This is a genomic window from Streptomyces sp. TRM49041, from assembly GCF_008271805.1.
In the GTDB taxonomy this organism is placed as follows: domain Bacteria; phylum Actinomycetota; class Actinomycetes; order Streptomycetales; family Streptomycetaceae; genus Streptomyces.
Map to the genome: position 1 here is coordinate 21,130 of NZ_VSRY01000089.1, position 20,252 is coordinate 41,381.

Here is a 20,252-nt window from a genome sequence, read left to right on the forward strand (position 1 = left end):
GCCCGGGCGCCACCCGACCGCCACCTACCGGCCGGAATGCCGAAGCGTTGGAGTCGGGTACCGGGCCACATTCAGGCAAGCTGCCGCACCGTTGTCAGTCTCCCGGTGCCTCACGTGTGCCCCTGGTGGTCGGACCGCAGGGACCCTCCACGGACCAGAATCCGACGCCGACGAACCCACAACTCATGAGCGGCTCAGGTAACGCCAGCCTGACTACATGCTGCTGGAGGGTCGTCCTTGAGTGCCCTCGCGGCGAGGAGGAGGGCTTGTCGGCGATCTCGGCAGCTTCGCCGACTTCCGGAACACCCCCACGTCAGCAGGGAGGACGAACGCAGGCTCACCGGACGCTGACCCGGTTCCGGAACACCCCCGCATCGGCGGGGAGAACCCGTTGAGGTAACCACTCCAGCCCAGGCTGTTCGGAACACCCCCGCGTCGGCGGGGAGGACCCATGCCACCACACGATACCCATGTGTTGGTACGGAACACCCCCGCGTCGGCGGGGAGGACGAAGCGGGTCTCACGGATCACGGGCGGGTCTCCGGAACACCCCCGCGTCGGCGGGGAGGACAGCAGCGACGCCGTACCCCTATCCGTGGCCAGCGGAACACCCCCGCGTCGGCGGGGAGGACCCCCTCGACGACAAGATGGCCCGCGAGGTCACCGGAACACCCCCGCGTCGGCGGGGAGGACACTTGCTGACCTGGTGGTTAGGAGGCCCTTTGCGAGTTCTTGACCATTCTGCGGTCGACGTGGGCACTACTCATACCGGCACGGTACAGGTCTTCGCCAGGCCATATGTCAGTGCTGTCTGGTTGGATCCAGCTCACCGTGGAGAGGGGTGGGTCCAGTTATGAGGAAACCGCCGCAAGACGTGGACGAGTCGTTGTGGGGCAAGTCGCAGGGGTTAGCTGTGCCGTACCCCCTGGCTCGGCATCTTCTGGACGCTGCCGCGATGGCGATGGTGTTGTGGGACCGGTACTTATCCGAGAACCAGCGCCGATGCATCGCTGCGGGTCTGGGGCTGGAGGGGGATTCGGAACACGCTCGGGCTGTGGTGGGCCTTTCTGCGGGGCTCCATGACATAGGCAAGATCTCGGGATTCCAGCTCGTGGACCAGGCTGGTCGAGGGGGTCTGAGTGACGCCCTGTTGACCGATCTCGGCTCGATCGGGGTGGAGCGTCTGGGGCACGACGTGGCAGGGATGGAGGCCCTCCCGGCGATCCTCTCGTCTCTCGGGTTCGAAGACGATGGCCAGACTCGTGGAGTGGTTGCGCGGTTGGCTCAGGTGGTGGGCGGGCACCATGGCTGCTTCTGCCGCCTTGATCCTGTGCGGGCCGGTAATCCGGCGTATCAGGACTTGCTGGGCGGTGCGTCGTGGGCGTCGCAGCGGCTGGCGCATGCCCGTTCCGTGTTCGATGTCGTGGGCCGCCCTGAGGCTCCAGGTGAGTTCTCGGCTTCGGCGGCCGTCTTGGTGACCGGGGTGGTGATCCTGGCCGACTGGCTGGTCAGCCAGGAGGACTTCATCGCGGAGCGGCAGCGGAGGTTGCCCGGCTCCTTGGCGGATCATTTCGCGGCTTCGTTACGTGCCGTGGTGCCGCTGCTGGCCGACACGGGACTCGAGCCGGTGGAACTGGAGCGTCGGGGGTTCGCCGAGGCGTACGGCATCACGGGTCGGCCGAACGCCTTGCAGCGTTCGGTGATGGAGGAGCTGCCGGCTGCAGTGGTTCAGGGCGGCGGCGCCGGGATTCTACTGGTGACGGCGGCACCGGGAGACGGCAAGACGGAGGCGGCCCTGGAGGCGGAGCGGGTGTTGTCCGCGATCGGGGGGACTCGGGGGTTCGCCTTCTTGTTGCCGACGATGGCGACCAGTGACCAGATGCACGGTCGGGTTGCCCGGTCGTTGGTGCGGCAGGGCGGTGACCGGGCCGGTCTGACGCTGACGCACAGCATGGCCTGGCTGAGCAGCGCGTATGCCGATGAGTCACTGGAGGAGGGGGCACGAATCCTGGTCTGTGACGAGGGGGCGGGGCCTGCTGGGGCGCCTTCGCCCGAGTCCGTGTCGCGGCCGAAGAAGTGGCTGCGGGGCGCGAAGCGTCCGTTGCTGGCGCAGTTCGCGGTGGGGACGGTGGACCAGGCGCTCATGAGCGTGCTGCCTGTGCGGCACAACGCCTTGCGGCTGCTGGCGCTGTCGGGCAAGACGTTCGTCGTCGACGAGGCACATGCCTACGACCCTTACATGCAGGTGCTGCTTGGCCGCTTGCTGCATTGGCTTGGTGCCTTCGGCGTGCCGGTAGTGCTGCTGTCGGCGACGTTGCCGATCTCGGTGAGCGACAGGTTGATCAAGCAGTACTTGGAGGGAGCCGGCCACAGACGCACGAAGCTCAAGGGCCGGTCGTTCCGGGCGCCGTACCCCGGTTGGCTGTTCGTCGACGCGGCCGGTGGAACGGAGTCGCGGATCTCCGAGGAGCGGCAGCGGGATCAGGCGGATGAGCGCAGCATGGAGCTGCGGGTGCAGGTGGAGTCGGTCACACATCGGGGTGCCGATGGCGGGTCGGGGCGCTTGGACGTTCTGGAGCGCGTACTGGAGCCGATGCTCGGCTCAGGCGAGGGCTGCGCCCTGGTGGTCTGCAACACGGTGGGGGAGGCGCAGGAGACGTACACGTGGTTGTCCGCGCGATTGGCCGAGCATGGGTTCGCGGCTGAGGACATTCAGCTTCTGCATGCGCGGTTCCCCGGGGACGTACGGGAGGAACGTACGGAGCGGGTGACGTCCGGCATGGGACGCGGTGGACCGCGGCCGTTGCGGCGGATCATCGTGGCGACGCAGGTCGTGGAGCAGTCGCTGGACCTGGACGCGGATGTCGTGATCAGCGATCTGGCGCCACTCGCTCTCCTGCTGCAGAGGGCGGGCCGCTGCTGGAGGCATGAGACATGGTGGGCGGAGCACGGCCGTCCCGGTGGCCGTGCTCGGCCGGGGTGGGCCGAGAAGACGGGCCCTCGGTTGGTGGTGCTGGACCCGCTGGCCCGCACGGGCCGGGTGCCGGACGAGTGGGGGGCCGTCTACCCGGAGTTCTTGCTGTTGGAGACCTCTCGCCTGCTGGAGGAGCGTGACAGCGCGACCGTGTCCGTACCCGGTGACGTACAGGAGCTCGTCGAGGCCGTACACGGCGACCGTGGTGACGGCCGCTTCGACTGGAACTCCCCGCAGAGGTCGGCGGCGTTCACGGCGTATGCGGGCGAGAACCTGGCTCAGGAGAGTGTGGGCCACTCTCTGGTCGTCCCGGGTTGTCGCGGAGTGGTCGGACTGGAGGACTTCCACCACCTGCAGGGTGCTGAGGACGAGTGGGTGGCGGCCACACGGCTGGGTGCGGACTCGATCCGGCTCTTGTGCGTGTACGAGCAGGAGAGCGGTCAGTCGACGCTGGACCCGGACGGTCGTAACCCTCTGCCTGGACCGGACGCCCGTGGGCGGATGGCGGTCAGCGCGGTTCGGGCGGTGATGCGCCGGACGATCCCTGTGAGGGCGGACTGGTTGAAGGATGCCGCTGACGAAATGGCGCCACCGGAGGAATGGGCCGAGCATCCGATGCTCAGCGATCTCGCGGTGCTTCGCCAGCCGGTGCGTGGGGGCAGGGCCGACTCGGTTCGTGTGGGCCGTTGGAACCTGCGCCTGGACGAGTGTCTGGGTCTCGTCCGGGAGTGAGCCGAGGCACGGTCTCCGGCAGAACCCCCGCGTCGGCGGGGAAGCGCGGATGCAGAGTACCCACAGCTCTCTCTTGTACGGTCCACTCCCGCGTCGGCGGGACACCACGGCGAAGCTGGTCCGCCTCGGGTAGCTCTATCACCTTTCTCCTGCCGACCGAACGAGTTTCCACAGATCTCTCTTGTACTTCTCCGTTCCGCCCACGGGACCGGCTGTGAGGCGCTTCACTACCAGTCCTGGGGCCGGGCGTTGTGCCGGGCTTCTACCGTTGGGGGCGAATGCATGAGTTTCGACTTACGTGACGAGCCGTGGATTCAGGTTCGCATGGGGGCGGGTACGACTCGGCTGGGCCTGCGTGACCTGTTCAAACAGGCACACCTGATCCATGACCTGGAAGTCCCCCTCCCGCCTGCCGCCTCAGGGCTCCTGCGGATCCTCGTGGCCATGTCCGCGCGCATCGCCCAGGTGGACGCGGAACGCCTGGATGACCCGGAGGTGGCCGAGGACCTGGGAGAGTGGCTCGACCTACGGCAACGCATCCTGGACGAAGGCAGGTTCTCCCCCGAGGCGGTCGACGCCTATCTGGACGAGACGGTCCCCCAGGGGCACCTGGATCTGTTCGACGTACCTCGTCCGTTCCTTCAGGACCCACGGCTGCCGACCGAGTGTGTGGACGGCAACCGTGCACCCAACCCGTCGGGAATCAACAAACTGGTCTTCGGACGGCCCACCGGAATCAACGGCGCCGTCCTGTTCGGGCACTTCTCCGACACCGCGCCCGTGCCCGTCGCCGCGGGGGACGCCGTACTGCACCTGATCGCACAGCTCTACTACGGGCCGTCCGGCCAGTGCACGCCACGACGGATCACGGAGACCAGGCCGGGGAGCACCGACGCCGGCCCGCTGCGCAAAACGGTGTCGTTCCACCCACTCGCCCCGGACCTGTTCACCACCTTCCTGCTCGGAGTGCCCCGCCCGCTGGACACGGCGCCCGATGTCCCGGACCGCTGTCCCTGGGAGGAGCCCCACCTTCCGGATCCCCTCGGCGTACTGCCTCCCCTCACGTGGCCGGGCCGGCTGCTGACCGGACGAGCACGCCACGCGGTGTTCCTCGTACCGTCTCCGGACCATCGGACGGTCACCGACGCGTATGTGACGTGGGCGACGCACGAGCCGCCGATGACAGGCCCCGATCCGTACGTGATCCTCGACATGCCCAAGAGCGGCGGCGCCCCGTACGCCCGTCCGGCGGACGGGCAGCGCGCAGTCTGGCGCGACGTGGACGCGCTGCTGCTGACGGATCACGCACAGGCCCGGCGACCGGCGGTGTTCGACAACATCGTCGGCACAATCCCGCGCTCTGTGGTGGACACCCTCCGGGTACGGGCACACGGCTTCGACCAGGACGGGCAGCAGAAGGACACCGGCTGGTACGAGGCCACCACCCCGCGCGTTCTTCGCTGGCTCCAGGAGGCCGAACCGGCGATGGCCCTGCACCTGGCGCGCTGCCGCCGGGCGGCCGACGAGGTCGGCGGCATGCTGGACTTCGCGGCCCGCCTCACGTGGAAACTCACCACCGACGCCGGTCAGGATCCGGCGAAAGTGAAGCTGGACCGTAAGAAACCCGGTCCCTGGGCCGACGCCGCCATGCGCGCCTACTGGCCTACCGCCGAACGGGTCTTCTGGCAGTTGGCGGACCCCGAACACCTTGATGAGCCCGTGCACCTGCCACTGGTCGAGGTCGCCCTCGCCGCGCTGGACACCGCCCTGGGCACCGCCCGTGCCGATGTCCGCACAGCGCGGGCCCGAAGCCAGGCGCGAGCCATCATCCGTGGCGTCATACCCGCCCCGGCACGCGTCTAGGTCCCGATCACCGCGGAGAAGTGACATGACGACACCGACGACACCGACGACACCTGTGCAGGGTACGGCCAGGCAGCATCGAGCCGACGCCTACGTGCGCCGCGTACTTGCGCTGTGCGAATCGAAGAGGACCCGGGCTGACCTGCGGAGCGGGCTGGGCCGGCCGGTCGAGCAGTGCAACTACCTCCACCGCTATCTCGTACCGCTTCTCCCCGAGCGTATGCACCCTGACGGTAAACGGGCCCACTACGCCGTCGCCGCACTGATCGCCGCCCGGCCCCGCGTCACTCGGGACGCGGACACCGCGGCCGCGGCCCCTTGCGCGGGCGACGGCACAGGCGCAGGCGCAGGCGACGGTGCGACGTCGCCCTGGTGGCAGCGGCCCAACCTTGGTACGAGCCTGGCCCAAGCCGTGCGCGTCGGCGGCCTCAAGGGGGACTCTGCAGAAGGGGACCTCCACCTGCTCACCAGGCAGAGCACCAACGCCATCCACCCCCGGCTGCCCTCCCTGACGCAACACCTGCTCAGGGTCGGCGTGGCCATCGACTGGCCTGTCCTCCTGGAAGACCTGACCTGGTGGAACCGCGACCAGGACCGCATTGCGACGCGCTGGCTTGAGAGCTACTTCCGCGTCGTATCCGCCGAAGACCGCACCCCGACCGTCCCGACGCACAAGGACCCCTCATGAGCGCCCTCTTCCTCGACCTCCACGCCATCCAGGCCATTCCCGCCGCGAACCTCAACCGCGACGACCTCGGCTCCCCGAAGACGGTCCGCTACGGCAACACACAGCGCATCCGCGTCTCCAGCCAGTCCTGGAAGCGAGTGATCCGGACGGGCGTGGAGTGCGAACTCGGCGAGACCGCCGCACGCACCCGCCTCGTACCGCTGAAGGTCAAGCAGGCCCTGGCGGACAGCGGTTGGCCGGAGGACCTGGCCGCGTTCGCGGGCGTCCAGGTGGCCGCAAGCGCCGGCAAGAAGGGCCTCAAGACCGAGAGCGGAGGCCATACCTCGGTGCTGCTCTTCCTGCCCGAGACAGCGATCGGCGAGCTGACCACCGTATGCGGCGAACACCGCGAAGCCCTCGAACGGGGCATGGGCAAGAAGAACCCGGGCCAGTTGCTACCCGTCGAGCCCATCACCGAAATCCTCAAGCGGCGCACCACCTCCATCAGCCTGCTCGGCCGTATGCTCGCCGAACTCCCCGGAGCCAACGTGGACGGCGCGGCGCAAGTCGCTCACGCCTTCACCACCCACGCCAGCGAGCCCCAGCGCGACTACTTCACCGCGGTCGACGACTGGCTCGGCGAAGCCGACACCGGCAGCGGTCACCTGGACACCGCCGAGTTCAGCGCCGGCACGTTCTACCGCTTCGCCTCCGTCAACGTCACCGACCTGCTCCGCAACCTCGAACACGACGACAAGTCGGCACGGACACTGCTGGGAGCCTTCGCCGACCAGTTCCTCATGTCACTGCCGCAGGCGAAGAAGAACAGCACCGCACCCCACACCGTGCCCGACCTGGCCTACGCCGCCGTGCGCACCATGCGGCCCATCTCGCTGGCCGCCGCCTTCGAAACGCCCGTCACCGCGGGAAGCGAGGGAGGCCACTCCGCGCCGTCACGGCAGGCGATGGCCACCTACGCCCGTAACGTCCACCGGCTCACCGGCGACCGCCACCGTACCTTCCACGGCCAAGCCGGAGTCGACGACACCGCTCTGGACGGCCTGGGCGAGCGCTACGAGTCCTTCCCCGACCTCATCGATGCCGCCGTCAGCGCCGCCCTCCCGGAGAACGGTGACGTCCTGTGACGTCAATGCTGCTGCGGCTGGCTGGTCCCCTGCAGTCCTGGGGCGAACGCTCGGCCTTCAACACCGAACGTGACAGCGCCGCCTTTCCCACCCGCTCTGCCCTCATCGGCATGTTCGCCGCGGCGCAAGGTCTCAACCGTGAACACGACCTCAGCCGCTACCGCGACCTGAGCCTCATCGTGCGCGTCGACCGTCCCGGCACCCGACTGGTCGACTACCACACGGTCGGCGGCGGCCTCCCCAAGGAGCAGACCCTCGTCACCGCGGGTGGCTCCCACAAGGGTGCCGCGGTCATCACCCACCGCCACTACCTGGCCGACGCCGTCTTCGTCATCGCCGTCTCCGGCACCGAAGACACCCTCGCACCCATCATCGAAGCCCTACGGCGACCTCACTGGGCTCCCTACCTCGGCCGCCGAGCCTGTGTACCCGACGAGCCGCTCCTCCTGCGCACCGATGTCCACGACCCCGTCGCCGCCCTCCGCGACGACGTCCCCCTCAGCCCGGCCGCACCTCCCAGCCCTGGCGAACCGACCGTGCCCGTCGAATTCCTGTGGGAACAACGACCCGCACACCTGCCCGCGCACACCGAGACCCTGTCGGTCAACGACACTCCGCTGTCCTTCACCCCCGGTCAGCGCCGGTACACCAGGCGCACCCTGTACCGGACGGTGGAGCGGCTCCGCTCCGACCTGTGCGCCGTTCCCGGGCAACTGCACGAGCAACTGATCGACTACGCCCTGGAGACAGTGGCATGACCCCGACCGCAACCCTGGTCCGTGTCCAGCTCAACCCACTCAACCGCGCCGTCCAACGCGATCTCCGCGACGCCACCCAGATGCACCGCACACTCATGCGTCTCGTCCCGGACAACCTCGGCGCGAGCCCACGACGGATAACCAGCCTGCTCTATCGGATCGACGAAACCGAACACGCCAGCACCCTCCTCGTCCAGGCAACCGTGCCCCTCGCCACGGACCGGCTTCCTCAGGGGTACGGCCACGCCCAGGCCAAGGACCTTTCCCCCATGTTCAGCGTCCTGCGCAAAGACATGCAGGTGCGGTACCGAATCACCGTCAACCCTGCCAAAAGACAACGCCTGACCCTCGAAGAGAAGGGGAGACGGGGACAGATCATCCCCCTCTCCGGCCAAGCAGCCGACGACTGGTGGACGCGAAAGGCCCTCGACGCGGGCCTGCAGCTCATCAGCGCTCTGCCCACACCCCAGCAGCCCGCGAAGCCACAACGCCGCAGCCCTCAGCCATCAACCATGCGACACAGCCTCATCCGCTACGACGGGACCGCCACCGTCACCGACCCCACTGCCCTGACAACTGCACTCCTCGAAGGCATCGGCCGCGGAAAGTCCTACGGGGCCGGCCTTCTCAGCCTCGCCCCGGCAGGCACCGGGTGAGCGCACCCAAAGCCGGCGGCGATGCCCGAGCCCGGCTCGCCGCCCCGACCCTCGCCATGCTGCCCCGGGTCGCGGACTCCCTGAGCTTCCTGTACCTCGACATGGTGCGGATCGTGCAGGACGACACCGGAGTCTGCGCCCAGATCCAAGTCGACGACGAGCGCACGGACACCGTGTACGTCCCCACCGCGTCCTTGTCCTGCCTGCTGCTCGGCCCGGGAGTCTCCATCACCACCCGGGCGCTATCAACACTGGCGCGCCACGGAACCAGCGTCGTCTGCACCGGATCGGGGGGCGTACGGGCATAGTCCTCCCCGCCGACGCGGGGGTGTTCCGGGCTTGACCGCGTTCGTGCTTGGAGTCAATCTGTCCTCCCCGCCGACGCGGGGGTGTTCCGCCTGGCGGAGGCTACCGGCCTGTCTTACAGCAGTCCTCCCCGCCGACGCGGGGGTGTTCCGTCCGTCTCCGTCGAGTCGTCGGACGGCTACCGGTCCTCCCCGCCGACGCGGGGGTGTTCCGTGGGTGAAGGGGCTGCCGAGCCGGATCGCCTCGTCCTCCCCGCCGACGCGGGGGTGTTCCGACCTTGACTCCATCGGACAGTTCGCTGTCCGTGTCCTCCCCGCCGACGCACGGGCCTGGTAGCGGCCGTTCCAGGGCCCACACAAGGTGGTTGCTCGCTACTGAACCCGTAGGCGTAGCACCAGATCCAGCCGTGCCCGGTCTCGACGAAGGCGACGCTGAACGCGTCGAAGACCTAGGGTGGGCCGAGCCAGACGCAGCGGTTGCGGCCGGTGCGGACGCGGGAGCCGAAGTGCGGGGCGCGGCTCGCGCACAGGGCGCTGTTCACGCCGTCGGCCGCGACGACGAAGTCCGCCCCAGCAACCTCCGGGTGGTCAGGGTCGGTGATACAGGATGGACAAGTACAGACGGCCGGCCCACCACCCACGCAGGCGATCTTCACGCGTCCCTCCCTGACCTCGACGCCAACTTGAGTGACGATTCGTTCACTCGAAGCGGCAGTCGATCTCCGCCCAGACCGTCTTCCCCGGCCCCTGCCGCGCGGCCACGCCCCAGCGGGACCCCACCGCGTCCACGAGGAGCAGCCCGCGCCCCCGCTCGGCGTCGACCGGTGCCCCGACCCGTACCGGCCGCCCCTCATGCGTGTCGGACACCTCGACCCGTACGACGCCCGCACCCCGGTCCCGTACGAGCCGCAGCGCGAAGTCCCGCCCGGGCACGCGGCCGTGCAGCACCGCGTTCGCGGTCAGCTCCGCGACGACCAGCAGCACGGCGTCGCAGCGCGGACTGTCGCCCGGCACACCCCACACGTGCAGTTGATGCGCGGTGAGCATCCGCGCGAGCCGCGCACCACGGCGGGTCGCGGAGAACCGCTGACTGAACACACTTACGGTTACGCCCTCTTGGGCCTGGACCACTGGCATACGGTCAGCGTTGCGTGCGGAGGGTACGCGCTACCAGGTACATCGCTGGTACAGATCGATCTGTACCAGCTCACGGACTGGACTGGGTGCGTTACGTACCGTGATGATTTCTCCGTCGGTGAGGCACCACACCAAGCGCTGGAGGCGGGGCGGCCATGGCATTGGGCAACGGCGAGGCAAGCGGCGACATGGCGTCGGACAGGGAACTGTCCGAGAGACTTCAGGTGTTCGGTGCGGTCCTGAAGGTCCTTCGCCAGGGCGCGGGTCTGACACAGGAGGACTTCGCCCCGAAGGTGCGGTACTCGGTGCACTACATCGCCAAGATCGAGCAGGGCAAGCGGTTCCCTCCGCGCGACCTGCCCGCGCGGTCGGAGCCGGTCCTCGGCGAGATGGCGGCCAACGTCCTGAAGGCTGCGGCGAAGCACCTGCAACGCAAGGCTGGAGTGGCGTCCTGGTTCCGTCAGTGGGTGGGCGTCGAGGAGACGGCGGTGTCCTTGTACGCGTACGAGTGCCGGGTGGTGCCGGGGCTGTTGCAGGTCGAGCCGTATGCGCGAAGGGTGCTGGAATGTCACCTGCCCCTTGCGACCGACGAACAGGTGGAAACCAGGCTCGCCGCACGGCTGGACCGACAGCGACTGCTCACGGAGCGGAGGACCACGTCGTTCGGATTCATCATCGAGCAGTCCGTCATGGAGCGCGGCTTCGGCGGTCCCGAGGTCACCCGCCTTCTCATCGATCACCTGCTGCGATGCGCCCAGTTCCGTAACGTCGAACTGCTGATCATGCCAACTCGTGGGCCGGAGCACGCAGGTCTCTACGGACCGATGTATCTGGCGGAGACCCCGGGGAACGAGTGGATCGGATACGTGGAAGGCCAGGAAGCCAGCCTCCTCATCACTGACCCGAAACAGGTCAGTGGAATGCTCCAGCGCTATGGCAGGATGCGCTCACAGGCTCTCGGCCCGGAGGCCTCGATGAGCCTGTTGGAGCGACTGCGAGGAGCCGTATGAGTGCCATCGACCCGCACTGGTCCAAGAGCAGCTACAGCGATCCCGGCGGCGGCAACTGCGTCGAGGTCGCCCTCCGCCCCGACACCGTCCACGTCCGCGACTCCAAGGACACCCGCCTCACCCCCCTCACCCTCTCCCCCACCGCCTGGTCCGCCTTCCTCGGCCGCTATTCGAACGGCCCCAAGTAGCGGAACGCCCCGTCCCGCACCTCGTACAGAAACAGCGTTCCGTCTTCGTTCCGAAGCGCGTGTGTCACGTCCTGGGCGAAGGCCAGGGGCTTGGCCAGGCCCTGGTGGGTGGTCGTGAACACGCGCCGGGCGACGGCGGCCGTGGACGGGGTGGCCGTGTCGGACAGCGCGTCCAGCGTCGTCGCCACGAGGCCGACCGCGTCGTACGCCTCGGCGGACCAGCGCGCCGGGGCCGTGCCGTAGCGGGTGCGGTGGGCGGCGGCGAACGTGCGCAGCGGGGGCGCCGACGGGTCGATGTACGGGGCGCTGAACACCCAGCCCTCAGCGGCCGCGCCCGCGCCGGTCAGGAAGTCGGGGGTCATGATGTGCCAGACGCCCGCGCGGGCTCCCGTGAAGCCCTGCGCGGCCAGGGCGCGGGCGCAGGCGGCGGCGCGGGCGGGCGAGACGCCCGTGTGTACGACGGCCTGCGGGCGGGTGGCGAGGGCGTCGCGTACCGCCGGGGCGAAGTCGGCGTCGGTGGCCTCCACCGGATGGACCGTCACCGTGCCCTCGTTCGGCGGGTACTCGCGCAGCCCGGAGGCCCATGCCCAGCCTGCCTTGCCCGCCGCCCGGTCGTCGATGACGGCGGTACGGGTACTGCGCACGGTCCGGGTCAGGTAGCCGGTGAGGGGTGCTTGGAGGACGGTTTCGGGCGCCCGTGTGACGCACAGCGTGCGGTGCTCGCTCGTGGACAGCTTCAGGCCGGTGGAGACGTTGACGAGGACCATCGCCGTCCGGGCCTTCTCGAACAGTTCGGCCACCGCCTCCGCGGCCGCCTCGGCCGTCGGGCCGATCACCGCCCGGACCGCCCCGTCCGCCAGCAGGGCACGCGCCGTCCGCTCCGCCCGTGCCGGGTCGCCGCCGTCGTCCGATACGCGGAGGGCGAGGCGGTACTTCTTCTCGGTACGGGAGTTGTGCGCGGCCACCGCCAGTCGGGCTCCCCGCTCGACCGCGCGGCCCGCGGCCCGCCCCGGGCCGCTCAGGTCGGCCAGGACGCCCAGGGTGTGTACAGGCAGGGGGGCGGCGTCCGGCGGGGTGGTGCGCGCGCGGCGGGACGCGACGTACGCGGTGACGCCGCCGCCCGTGGCGAGGGTCACGGCTGCCGCGCCGCCCGCGAGCAGAAGCCCGCGGCGGCTCGGCGGCGGCGGGTCGTCGGCCCGGGTCGGCTCGGGCTCCTCCGGAGGGGGCGGGTCCAGCGCGGCCGAGGACCGTTCCGCGACCAGCCGCAGTACGGCCGCCGGGAGCCAGTCGCCGTCGCCCGTACCCGGCGTACCCGGCGTACCCGGCGCGGTCAGGGTGTCCCGTACCTCCGCGGCCGTCGGCCGGTCTCCCGGTGCCTTGGCGAGGCAGCGCAGCGCCGGCTCCCGTATGCCGTCCGGCACCGCTTCCACGTCCGGCTCCTCGTGGACGGTGCGGTAGAAGACGGCGAACGGGTCCCCACCGCCGAAGGGGCGGCGCCCTGACGCGGCGTAGGCCAGTACGCATCCCAGCGCGAACACGTCGCCCGCCGGGACAGCCTCGGCGCCCTTGTGGTCGGCCTGTTCGGGCGGTACGTAGCCGGGCGTGCCGACGATCGCCCCGTCCCGGGTCAGGGCGGAGGGCCCGACCGGACGGGCGATGCCGAAGTCGATGAGGCGGGGGCCGTCCATGGCGAGCAGGACGTTGCCGGGCTTGACGTCCCGGTGGATCAGCCCGGCTCCGTGCACCTCGGCGAGCGCGTCGGCGAGGCGGGCGCCCAGCACCCGTACCGTGCGTTCGGGCAGCGGGCCGTACGCGGCCACCGCCTCCGCCAGCGAGGGGCCGGGGACGAAGGGGGTGGCCAGCCACGGTTCGGCCGCGTCCGCGTCGGCGCCCGTCACCGGCACCAGCCAGGGGCTGTTGAGCCCCTCCGCCACCTCGGCCTCCCGCCGGAACCGGGCGCGGAACCCGGGGTCGGCGGTCTGGCCGGCGCGGATCACCTTCAGCGCGACGAGCGCCCCGCCCCCGGTGCGCGCCAGGTACACCACGCCCATGCCGCCCGCGCCCAGCCGGGCGAGCAGCCGGTGCCCGCCGACCTCCCGGGGGTCCTCTGCCCGCAGCGCGCGCATGTCCGGTCCGCCTCCTCTGCCCCGGCCGTCTCAGCCGGACGACGACGAGGGCGAAGACGAAGGCGACGACGAAGGCGAGGGCGAGGGCGAGGGCGACGAGGGCGTGCTCACGGCGCGCAGCCGCCCCCCGCCGACGCGCTGCCGGAACAGCTCGCGGCCCTGGAGTCTCCCCTTCTCCGTGAAGGCGTACGTCCGCACCAGTCCCTTGTACGTACCCGAGGCGAGGGCCGCACCGAGCCGGTCCCGCGTCGGCCGGGTGGGCCCGGCGGTCTCGCCGGCCGCCGGGGGCTTCGCCAGCGCGGCGAGCCGTTGCAGGACCATCCGCGTCACGTCGTACGCCTCGGCCGCCCAGTGCGCGGGGCCGGCGCCGTAGCGTGCGCGGTGGGCGGCGGCGAAGTCGCGTACCCGGGCGTCCGACGGGTCGACGTACGGGGTGAACGTCTCCCAGCCCTCGCCCGCCTCGCCCGCCTCGCGCAGGAACGTCGCGTCCACCGCCGGGTAGCCGATGAGGCGCAGGCCGTCGAAGCCGCGGGCGGCGAGCTCGCGTGCGACGGCCACGCCGCCGGCCGAGGTGCCCAGGAAGGAGAAGCTGTCGATGCGGCGGGCGAGCATGTCCGCGACGACGGGGCCGAAGGCGGTGGTGCCGCGCGGCACCACGCGCGCGTACGTGGCGATGCCGTTCTGGGGGAACAGCCGCTGCCCCAGCAGGCCCATCTCGGAGACACCCAGGGTGCCCGAGCGGTCCCACAGCACGCCGACGAGGCGGCTGCCGCGCTCCTTGAGCAGCCCGGCGTCACCGACGACCGTCATCGGGTACGGCGGGATGGTCCGGAGATGGTGGCGGGCTCCGCTCTGTCCGTACGAGGCTGCGAGCGCGGTCGAGACGCTCAGCAGCGGCAGGCCCGCCTCGCCGTAGACGTCCTCCACGGCGAGCGCCGCCGAGTCGCCTGTGGGGCCCAGCACGGCGAACACGTCCGGGTCGCCGGCCAGCCGTCGGGCGGCGGTCACCGCGCGGGCGTCGTCGCCCCGGTCGTCGGCGACTTCCAGACCCACCGTGAAGGGCTGGTCCGCACGGGCGTTGAACTCCTCGACCGCCAGGCGGGCGCCCCTTTCCTGGGCGGTGCCCACGGCCCGGTCCGGACCGGTGAGGTCGCCCTGGAGGCCGAGCACCCAGCGCCGGTTTCCGCCCCCGGCCGCGGTCCCGCCGCCGGTCCCGCCGCCTCCGGTCCCGCCGTCGCGCAGCACGGTGGCCCAGAGAGCGGTACCGGCCCCGGCGGCGAGTACGGCGCCGCCCGCCGCCCACGCCAGGATCCTCCGGCGGCCCGGCGCGGCCCCCTCCCGCGTGTCGTCGAGCCGGGTCGCCTCCCACTCCAGCAGGGAGAGCGCCTCGTCGGACCGCTGTGCGACGAGCCGTACGACGGGGTCCGGCAGCCAGTCGGCCGCGCTGCCAGGGGTGTCCTCGATCAGCGCCCCGTCGACCTCCGCGGGGGACGGCCGGTCGTCCGGGGCCTTCCTCAGGCAGCGCTCCAGCAGCGCCCGCAGCTCGTCGTCGGCGATCCCGCTCAGATCCGGCTCGTCGTGGACGGTCCGGTAAAGCTGGGCCTCCAGCGCGCCCGCCGTCCCGAACGGGAGCCGGCCGGTCGCGGCGTACGCCAGCACGCACCCGAGTGAGAAGACGTCGGCGGCCGGGCCGACCTCCCCGGCGCGTGCCTGCTCGGGCGCCAGGAAACCGGGCGTGCCGATCACCATGTGTTCGCTCGTCAGTTCCGTCGCCGTGGCCGAGTGGAACCTGGCGATACCGAAGTCGATGAGCCGGGGCCCGTCCAGGGCGAGGAGGACGTTCCCCGGCTTGACGTCCCGGTGCACCAGACCGGCCGTGTGCACGGCTTCGATCGCTCTCGCCAGCGTCTTGCCGAGGACCCGCACCGCGCGGGGCGGCAACGGGCCGGAGGCGGCGACGGCCTCGTCCAGCGAGGGTCCGGGCACATACCCGGTGGCCAGCCACGGCTCCCGGGCCTCCGTGTCGGCGTCCAGGACGGGGACCACCCAGGGGCCCTCCACCCGCCGTGCGGCGGCGACCTCGCGGCGGAACCGGGCCCTGAAGTCCGCCTCCTCCGCGAGTTCGGGCCGGATCACCTTCACGGCGGCGGGCTCACCGTCGTCCGACCGCGCCGCGTACACGACCCCCATGCCGCCGCTGCCGAGGCGGCGCAGCAGCCGGAATCCGCCGACACGGGAGGGGTCGGTCGCGAGCAGTCGCTCCATCACTTCCGCTCCTCCCAGCCGACCCGGGCCAGGACCCGCGCCACCATCGTCACCATCGGGCCGGTGAGGAGGTCCGTGCTCTCGTCCTCGGGCCGTCCTTCGGCGCCCTTCACCGCGGTGGACACCAGCACCGGGCCGACGCGGGCCTGCCACCACAGGTAGGGGTACGGCCCGCCGGGCCTCTCGTCGGCGAAGCCGCCCGTTTCGAGCAGGGCGTCCTCGGCGTACGTGTTCTGTCCCTCGCCGAAGTAGTGGGCCTGCGAGAACAGTCCGGTCAGCCGCTCGTGGGGGCCGAGCCGCTGCTCGGGGCAGCGCAGGGTCTCCTCCAGGGTGGCCGCGTGCGACCAGTCGGCGGTTCCCGGGTCGCGGTACACGGTGACCGTCGCCGTCAGCCGGACCGTGCCCTTGCCGTCGGCGGCGGGCAGCTCGTACATGCGGGTCCGGCTGGCCAGAACGTCCTCGGGCAGCTCTCCCCGCTGCCACACGCAGTCGTCTCCCAGCACCGGCCACCAGCCGGTCCCCCGCTCGTACGGGGCGCCGCGCACCACGCCCGGCCCGAACTCCTCGGGCCCGATCAGCACCGCGCCGATCAACTCCCTGGCCCGGGCGGGTGTCCTGGGCAGTTTCGCCGGGTCGGCCTCGACGTCCCGGCGGCTCCGCGGGCCGGCGCCGGTGTTGGCGGTGCCGGTGCCGGCGGGGCCGGTGCCGGTGCCGGTGCCGGTGCCAGGGCTCGCCGAGGGGCTTCCGTCCCGGGCCGACGGCCCGGACGCCGCGCTCCCGCTCGTCGTGCAGCCCGCGAGCAGCGTCCCGCACAGAGCGAGCGCCGCCCCTCCGGCACGTAACAGTCTTCCGTTCGCCATGAGCCCCCGTTCCGGCGTGCTGCCCCCGCCGCCCGTTCGCAGGAGCGTACCGTCCCGCACCACAATGCGCTTGCACAACGAGGACGTTGTTGTTGCACATCGCGGTTGCAGGACGCACGGGCGGACCGTCTCGCCGTGGGTGCGGGCCGTGCCGTGCGGTCTCGGGTAGAGCACGACCCGGCAACGCCTGCGCCTGCGCGGATGTTGCCCACCGTGACCGGCGCAGCGACGTCTCTCGCTCCTCGTCCGTCAGGACCACTCGGTCGTCGGCGACCCCATACACGCCATGAGCCGGCAGACTTCCACGGCCGAACAATGACTCGGGACACGGGCGCAACGCTTTCACTCGCCCATGGAGGCCCGCGCCGCGGCGGCGGTCAGTGCACGGAGAAACCGCCGTCGACGAACACGGACTGGCCGGTGACGTACGCGGACGCGGGGCTCGCGAGGAACACCGCCGCGCCCGCGAAGTCCTCGGCGAGGCCGTTGCGGCCCACGAGGGTGCGTGCGGCCAGCGCGGCGACCTTCTCGGGGTCGGACGACAGGCGGGTGTTGAGCGGCGTCATCACGAACCCGGGCACGAGCGTGTTGCAGGTGACCCCGTACGGCGACCATGCCTCGGCCTGCGAGCGGGCCAGCGACTCCAGCGCGCCCTTGGACACCCCGTACGCGCCGCTCTGCACGAACGCGCGGTGCGCCTGCTGCGAGGTGATGTGGATGATCCGGCCGTAGCCCCGCTCGGCCATGCCGGGGCCGAAGCGCCGGCCCAGCAGGAAGGGGGCCTCCAGGTTCACCGCCATGGTGGTGTCCCACACGTCCTCGCCCAGTTCGCCCATCGGCGGCCGCAGGTTGACCCCCGCGCTGTTCACCAGGATGTCGGGCTCGCCGAACGCCGCGACCGCCTGCTCGGCCGCCGCCCGCACCCCGTCCCGGGTACTCAGATCAGCGCTCGCCCAGGCCGCGCGGCACCCGAGCGCCTCCAGCGCTTCCACCGTGGCGACCAGCTCCTTCTCCCGCCGGGCGACGACCACCACACGGGCCCCGGCCCGGGCCAGGGCCTCGGCCACGGCCCGCCCGATACCGGAGCTGCCACCGGTCACCAGGGCCACGCGGCCGTCCAGCGAGAAGAGTTCGGAGAGATAGTCCCGCGATTCCATGCCGTCACCCTAGGAGCCGCACCGGGGGGCCGGGCCCTCGCCCCCGTCCCGTACGGCTGACGTACGGGACGTGTCGGTCATCCGCACCAGATCCGTCGCCGCGGCGGAACCCGGGTCCTGCGGGGTCCGTCCAAGCGGCGTACCGCCGGAGAGTCACCGCGGAGCGGTGTCGGCCCTCGTCCCTGGCTGCGATCGCCGACTCCCCCTCCCTGCCGCCTGCGGCCGGCGGCACGCACCCCGCCGCCGGTGCGCCCCCTCCCACAGCGCCGGTGGCGGGACCGGCCGGGGCCCGGCCTGGGAATCGGCCATGAATCGGCCGCCTGACAGCCCGTCGGCCTCGCGTCTGCGCGCATCCTTGACCTGGCAGTTACTTTCGCTTATGCGTGACTCCTTGGAAGTTTCCTTCACCCTCGTCACGCACGGCCGGAAGGAGCACCAGTGCACCACCGCGCCACCTCCAGACGTACCGTCCTCGCCGCCACGGCCACCGCCGCCGCGGCCGCCGCCACCGGAGCCGTACAGACGCCCGCAGTCGCCGCCACCGGCGACGGCACCGACCAAAACCGGCGGCGGCGCCTCGCCCGGACCGTCGGCCGTATGAGCCTGGAGGAGAAGGTCGGCCAGCTCTTCGTCATGCGGGTGTACGGGCACTCCGCCACCGACCCCGACCAGGCCGACATCGACGCCAACCTCCGGGAGATCGGCGTCCGTACCGCCGCCGAACTCGTCGCCACGTACCACGTCGGCGGCATCATCTACTTCGCCTGGGCGCACAACACCCGCGACCCGCACCAGATCGCCGACCTGTCCAACGGCATCCAGCGCGCCGGCCTGGCCGGGCGGACGCCGCTGCCGCTGCTCATCGCCACCGACCAGGAGCACGGCATCGTCGCGCGCGTGGGCGAGCCCGCGACGCTCCTGCCGGGTGCCATGGCCCTGGGCGCGGCGGGATCGCGCGACCACGCCCGGCACGCCGCGCACCTCGCGGGCACCGAACTGGCCGCGCTGGGCATCCGCCAGAACTACGCGCCCGTCGCCGACGTGAACGTCAACCCCGCCAACCCGGTGATCGGCGTCCGCTCCTTCGGCGCCGACCCGCGGGCCGTGGCCCGGCTGGTCGCAGCGCAGGTGAAGGGCTACCAGGGCGCGGGCGTCGCGGCGACCGCCAAGCACTTCCCGGGCCACGGCGACACCACCGACGACAGCCACACCAAGCTGCCGTACATCCACCACACCCGCGAGCAGTGGCGCGCCCTCGACGCCCCGCCGTTCCGGGCCGCGATCGCCGCCGGGATCGGCTCCGTCATGACCGCGCACATCGTCGTGCCGTCCCTCGACCCGGCCGAGGACCCGGCGACCCTCTCCCGGCCCATCCTCACCGGCATCCTGCGTGAGCGGCTGGGCTACGACGGGGTCGTGGTGACCGACTCGCTCGGCATGGAGGGCGTCCGTACGAAGTACGGCGACGACCGGGTGCCGGTGCTCGCCCTGAAGGCGGGGTGCGACCAGTTGCTCAACCCGCCGGACCTCGATCTGGCCTGGAACGCCGTCCTCGACGCGGTACGCGGCGGCGAGATCAGCGAGAAGCGGCTCGACGAATCGGTTCTCCGGATTCTGCGGCTCAAGGCCGGGCTGGGGCTGTTCCGCCACCCCTACGTCACCCACGAGGGCGTCGACCGCGTCGTCGGCACGCAGGCCCACCTCGACGCCGCCGACCGTATCGCCGAGGCGACCACCACCCTGCTCCTCAACTCCGGCGGCCTGCTGCCCCTCAGCCGCCGCACGCACCGCGATGTCCTCGTCGTCGGCGCCGACCCGGCGTCCCCCTCCGGCACGACGGGTCCGCCGACCACGACCCTCGCCACCGCCCTCACCGAACTGGGCTTCGTCGCCACGGCCCTGTCCACCGGTACCGCCCCCACCGCCGCCCGCATCGAGCAGGCGGTCGCCGCGGCGGCCGGCAAGGACGCGGTCGTCGTCGGGACGTACAACGTGACCGCGACCGGCCCGCAGAGCACCCTGGTCGCCCGGCTCGCCGCGACGGGCGTCCCGGTCGTGACCGTCGCCATCCGCAACCCGTACGACATCGCCCACCTCGGCGGGCAGCGGGCCACCCTCGCCACGTACGCGTGGACCGACGTGGAACTGCGCGCCGCCGCCCGCGTCATCGCCGGCCGGGCCCGGCCGAAGGGACGGCTGCCCGTGCCGGTGCAGCGCGCGGACGACCCGGCCCAGGTGCTGTACCCGATCGGGTACGGCCTGTCGTACTGAACGTACGAGACGCTCCCCTTCATCTCCGTACGTGCGGCCGGGCGGGGAGCGGGATGTGGGGTGCGCGCACCGGCTGTGACGTATGCCCGTCGGTGCCGGTGCGCGCGTCCCGTCGTCCGTGCGGTGCGGCTGCCGGCG

14 protein-coding genes, 1 pseudogene and 2 CRISPR repeat arrays are annotated in these 20,252 nt (G+C 71.5%); of the genes and pseudogenes, 10 read left to right on the top strand and 5 right to left on the bottom strand.

Annotated features, from left to right (window positions below; all coding sequences use genetic code 11):
* The first annotated feature begins 298 nt into the window (after nt 1-298).
* A CRISPR array of direct repeats spans nt 299-693; the repeat unit is 29 nt; unit sequence CGGAACACCCCCGCGTCGGCGGGGAGGAC.
* 160 nt (nt 694-853) lie between these two features.
* From cas3 to FVS66_RS35765, 7 genes and pseudogenes are all read left to right on the top strand, one after another.
* Complete coding sequence (gene cas3, locus FVS66_RS07510) at nt 854-3,706, top strand: CRISPR-associated helicase Cas3' (RefSeq protein ID WP_149180216.1); 2,853 nt, start codon at nt 854-856, stop codon at nt 3,704-3,706.
* Between the two features lie 282 nt (nt 3,707-3,988).
* On the top strand, nt 3,989-5,569 hold the full coding sequence (gene casA / locus FVS66_RS07515) for a type I-E CRISPR-associated protein Cse1/CasA (RefSeq protein ID WP_149180217.1): 1,581 nt from the start codon (nt 3,989-3,991) through the stop codon (nt 5,567-5,569).
* A gap of 25 nt (nt 5,570-5,594) precedes the next feature.
* Nucleotides 5,595-6,257, top strand: coding sequence for a type I-E CRISPR-associated protein Cse2/CasB (gene casB, locus FVS66_RS07520; RefSeq protein WP_262386858.1), 663 nt, complete (start codon nt 5,595-5,597; stop codon nt 6,255-6,257).
* Nucleotides 6,254-7,381, top strand: a complete 1,128-nt coding sequence (gene cas7e / locus FVS66_RS07525; protein ID WP_149180218.1) for a type I-E CRISPR-associated protein Cas7/Cse4/CasC — start codon at nt 6,254-6,256, stop codon at nt 7,379-7,381. Before casB ends, cas7e begins: the two co-directional genes overlap by 4 nt.
* Before the next feature lie 5 nt (nt 7,382-7,386).
* A complete protein-coding gene (gene cas5e, locus FVS66_RS07530; RefSeq protein WP_262386863.1) occupies nt 7,387-8,139 on the top strand; it encodes a type I-E CRISPR-associated protein Cas5/CasD in 753 nt (250 codons plus the stop codon).
* On the top strand, nt 8,136-8,795 hold the full coding sequence (gene cas6e, locus FVS66_RS07535) for a type I-E CRISPR-associated protein Cas6/Cse3/CasE (protein WP_149180220.1): 660 nt from the start codon (nt 8,136-8,138) through the stop codon (nt 8,793-8,795). The genes cas5e and cas6e overlap by 4 nt, the downstream gene beginning before the upstream one ends.
* A 56-nt stretch (nt 8,796-8,851) precedes the next feature.
* Nucleotides 8,852-9,100, top strand: a pseudogene (locus FVS66_RS35765) (type I-E CRISPR-associated endonuclease Cas1); the annotation flags it as partial.
* A gap of 2 nt (nt 9,101-9,102) precedes the next feature.
* Nucleotides 9,103-9,375: direct repeats of the CRISPR family, unit length 29 nt; unit sequence GTCCTCCCCGCCGACGCGGGGGTGTTCCG.
* A 424-nt stretch (nt 9,376-9,799) separates the two neighbouring features.
* Here FVS66_RS35765 and FVS66_RS07545 read toward each other — a convergent pair.
* Nucleotides 9,800-10,237, bottom strand: coding sequence for an ATP-binding protein (locus tag FVS66_RS07545; RefSeq protein ID WP_187645431.1), 438 nt, complete (start codon nt 10,235-10,237; stop codon nt 9,800-9,802).
* 155 nt (nt 10,238-10,392) lie between these two features.
* Here FVS66_RS07545 and FVS66_RS07550 point away from each other — a divergent pair, with 155 nt between their 5' ends.
* Together FVS66_RS07550 and FVS66_RS07555 are read left to right on the top strand one after the other, a co-directional pair.
* Nucleotides 10,393-11,247, top strand: a complete 855-nt coding sequence (locus tag FVS66_RS07550; protein WP_187645432.1) for a helix-turn-helix transcriptional regulator — start codon at nt 10,393-10,395, stop codon at nt 11,245-11,247.
* Nucleotides 11,244-11,435, top strand: coding sequence for a DUF397 domain-containing protein (locus FVS66_RS07555; protein ID WP_149180221.1), 192 nt, complete (start codon nt 11,244-11,246; stop codon nt 11,433-11,435). The genes FVS66_RS07550 and FVS66_RS07555 overlap by 4 nt, the downstream gene beginning before the upstream one ends.
* On the opposite strand, the gene FVS66_RS07560 is transcribed toward FVS66_RS07555, so the two are convergent.
* The 4 genes from FVS66_RS07560 to FVS66_RS07580 form a co-directional block, all read right to left on the bottom strand.
* A complete protein-coding gene (locus FVS66_RS07560) occupies nt 11,414-13,561 on the bottom strand; it encodes a bifunctional serine/threonine-protein kinase/ABC transporter substrate-binding protein (protein WP_149180222.1) in 2,148 nt (715 codons plus the stop codon). The two genes, FVS66_RS07555 and FVS66_RS07560, sit on opposite strands and share 22 nt — an antisense overlap.
* Nucleotides 13,562-13,591: 30 nt before the next feature.
* Nucleotides 13,592-15,826: a bifunctional serine/threonine-protein kinase/ABC transporter substrate-binding protein gene (locus FVS66_RS07565; RefSeq protein ID WP_262386859.1), complete on the bottom strand. Its 2,235-nt coding sequence runs from the start codon at nt 15,824-15,826 to the stop codon at nt 13,592-13,594.
* Nucleotides 15,826-16,686, bottom strand: a complete 861-nt coding sequence (locus FVS66_RS07570; RefSeq protein WP_187645433.1) for a hypothetical protein — start codon at nt 16,684-16,686, stop codon at nt 15,826-15,828. The genes FVS66_RS07565 and FVS66_RS07570 overlap by 1 nt, the downstream gene beginning before the upstream one ends.
* A 377-nt stretch (nt 16,687-17,063) precedes the next feature.
* Nucleotides 17,064-17,843 (bottom strand): SDR family oxidoreductase, encoded by a 780-nt coding sequence (locus FVS66_RS07580; RefSeq protein ID WP_149180225.1) that lies wholly within the window; start codon nt 17,841-17,843, stop codon nt 17,064-17,066.
* Nucleotides 17,844-18,281: 438 nt separating this feature from the next.
* Between FVS66_RS07580 and FVS66_RS07585 the strand changes: the two genes are divergently transcribed.
* On the top strand, nt 18,282-20,114 hold the full coding sequence (locus tag FVS66_RS07585) for a glycoside hydrolase family 3 protein (RefSeq protein ID WP_149180226.1): 1,833 nt from the start codon (nt 18,282-18,284) through the stop codon (nt 20,112-20,114).
* Nucleotides 20,115-20,252: the final 138 nt, after the last annotated feature.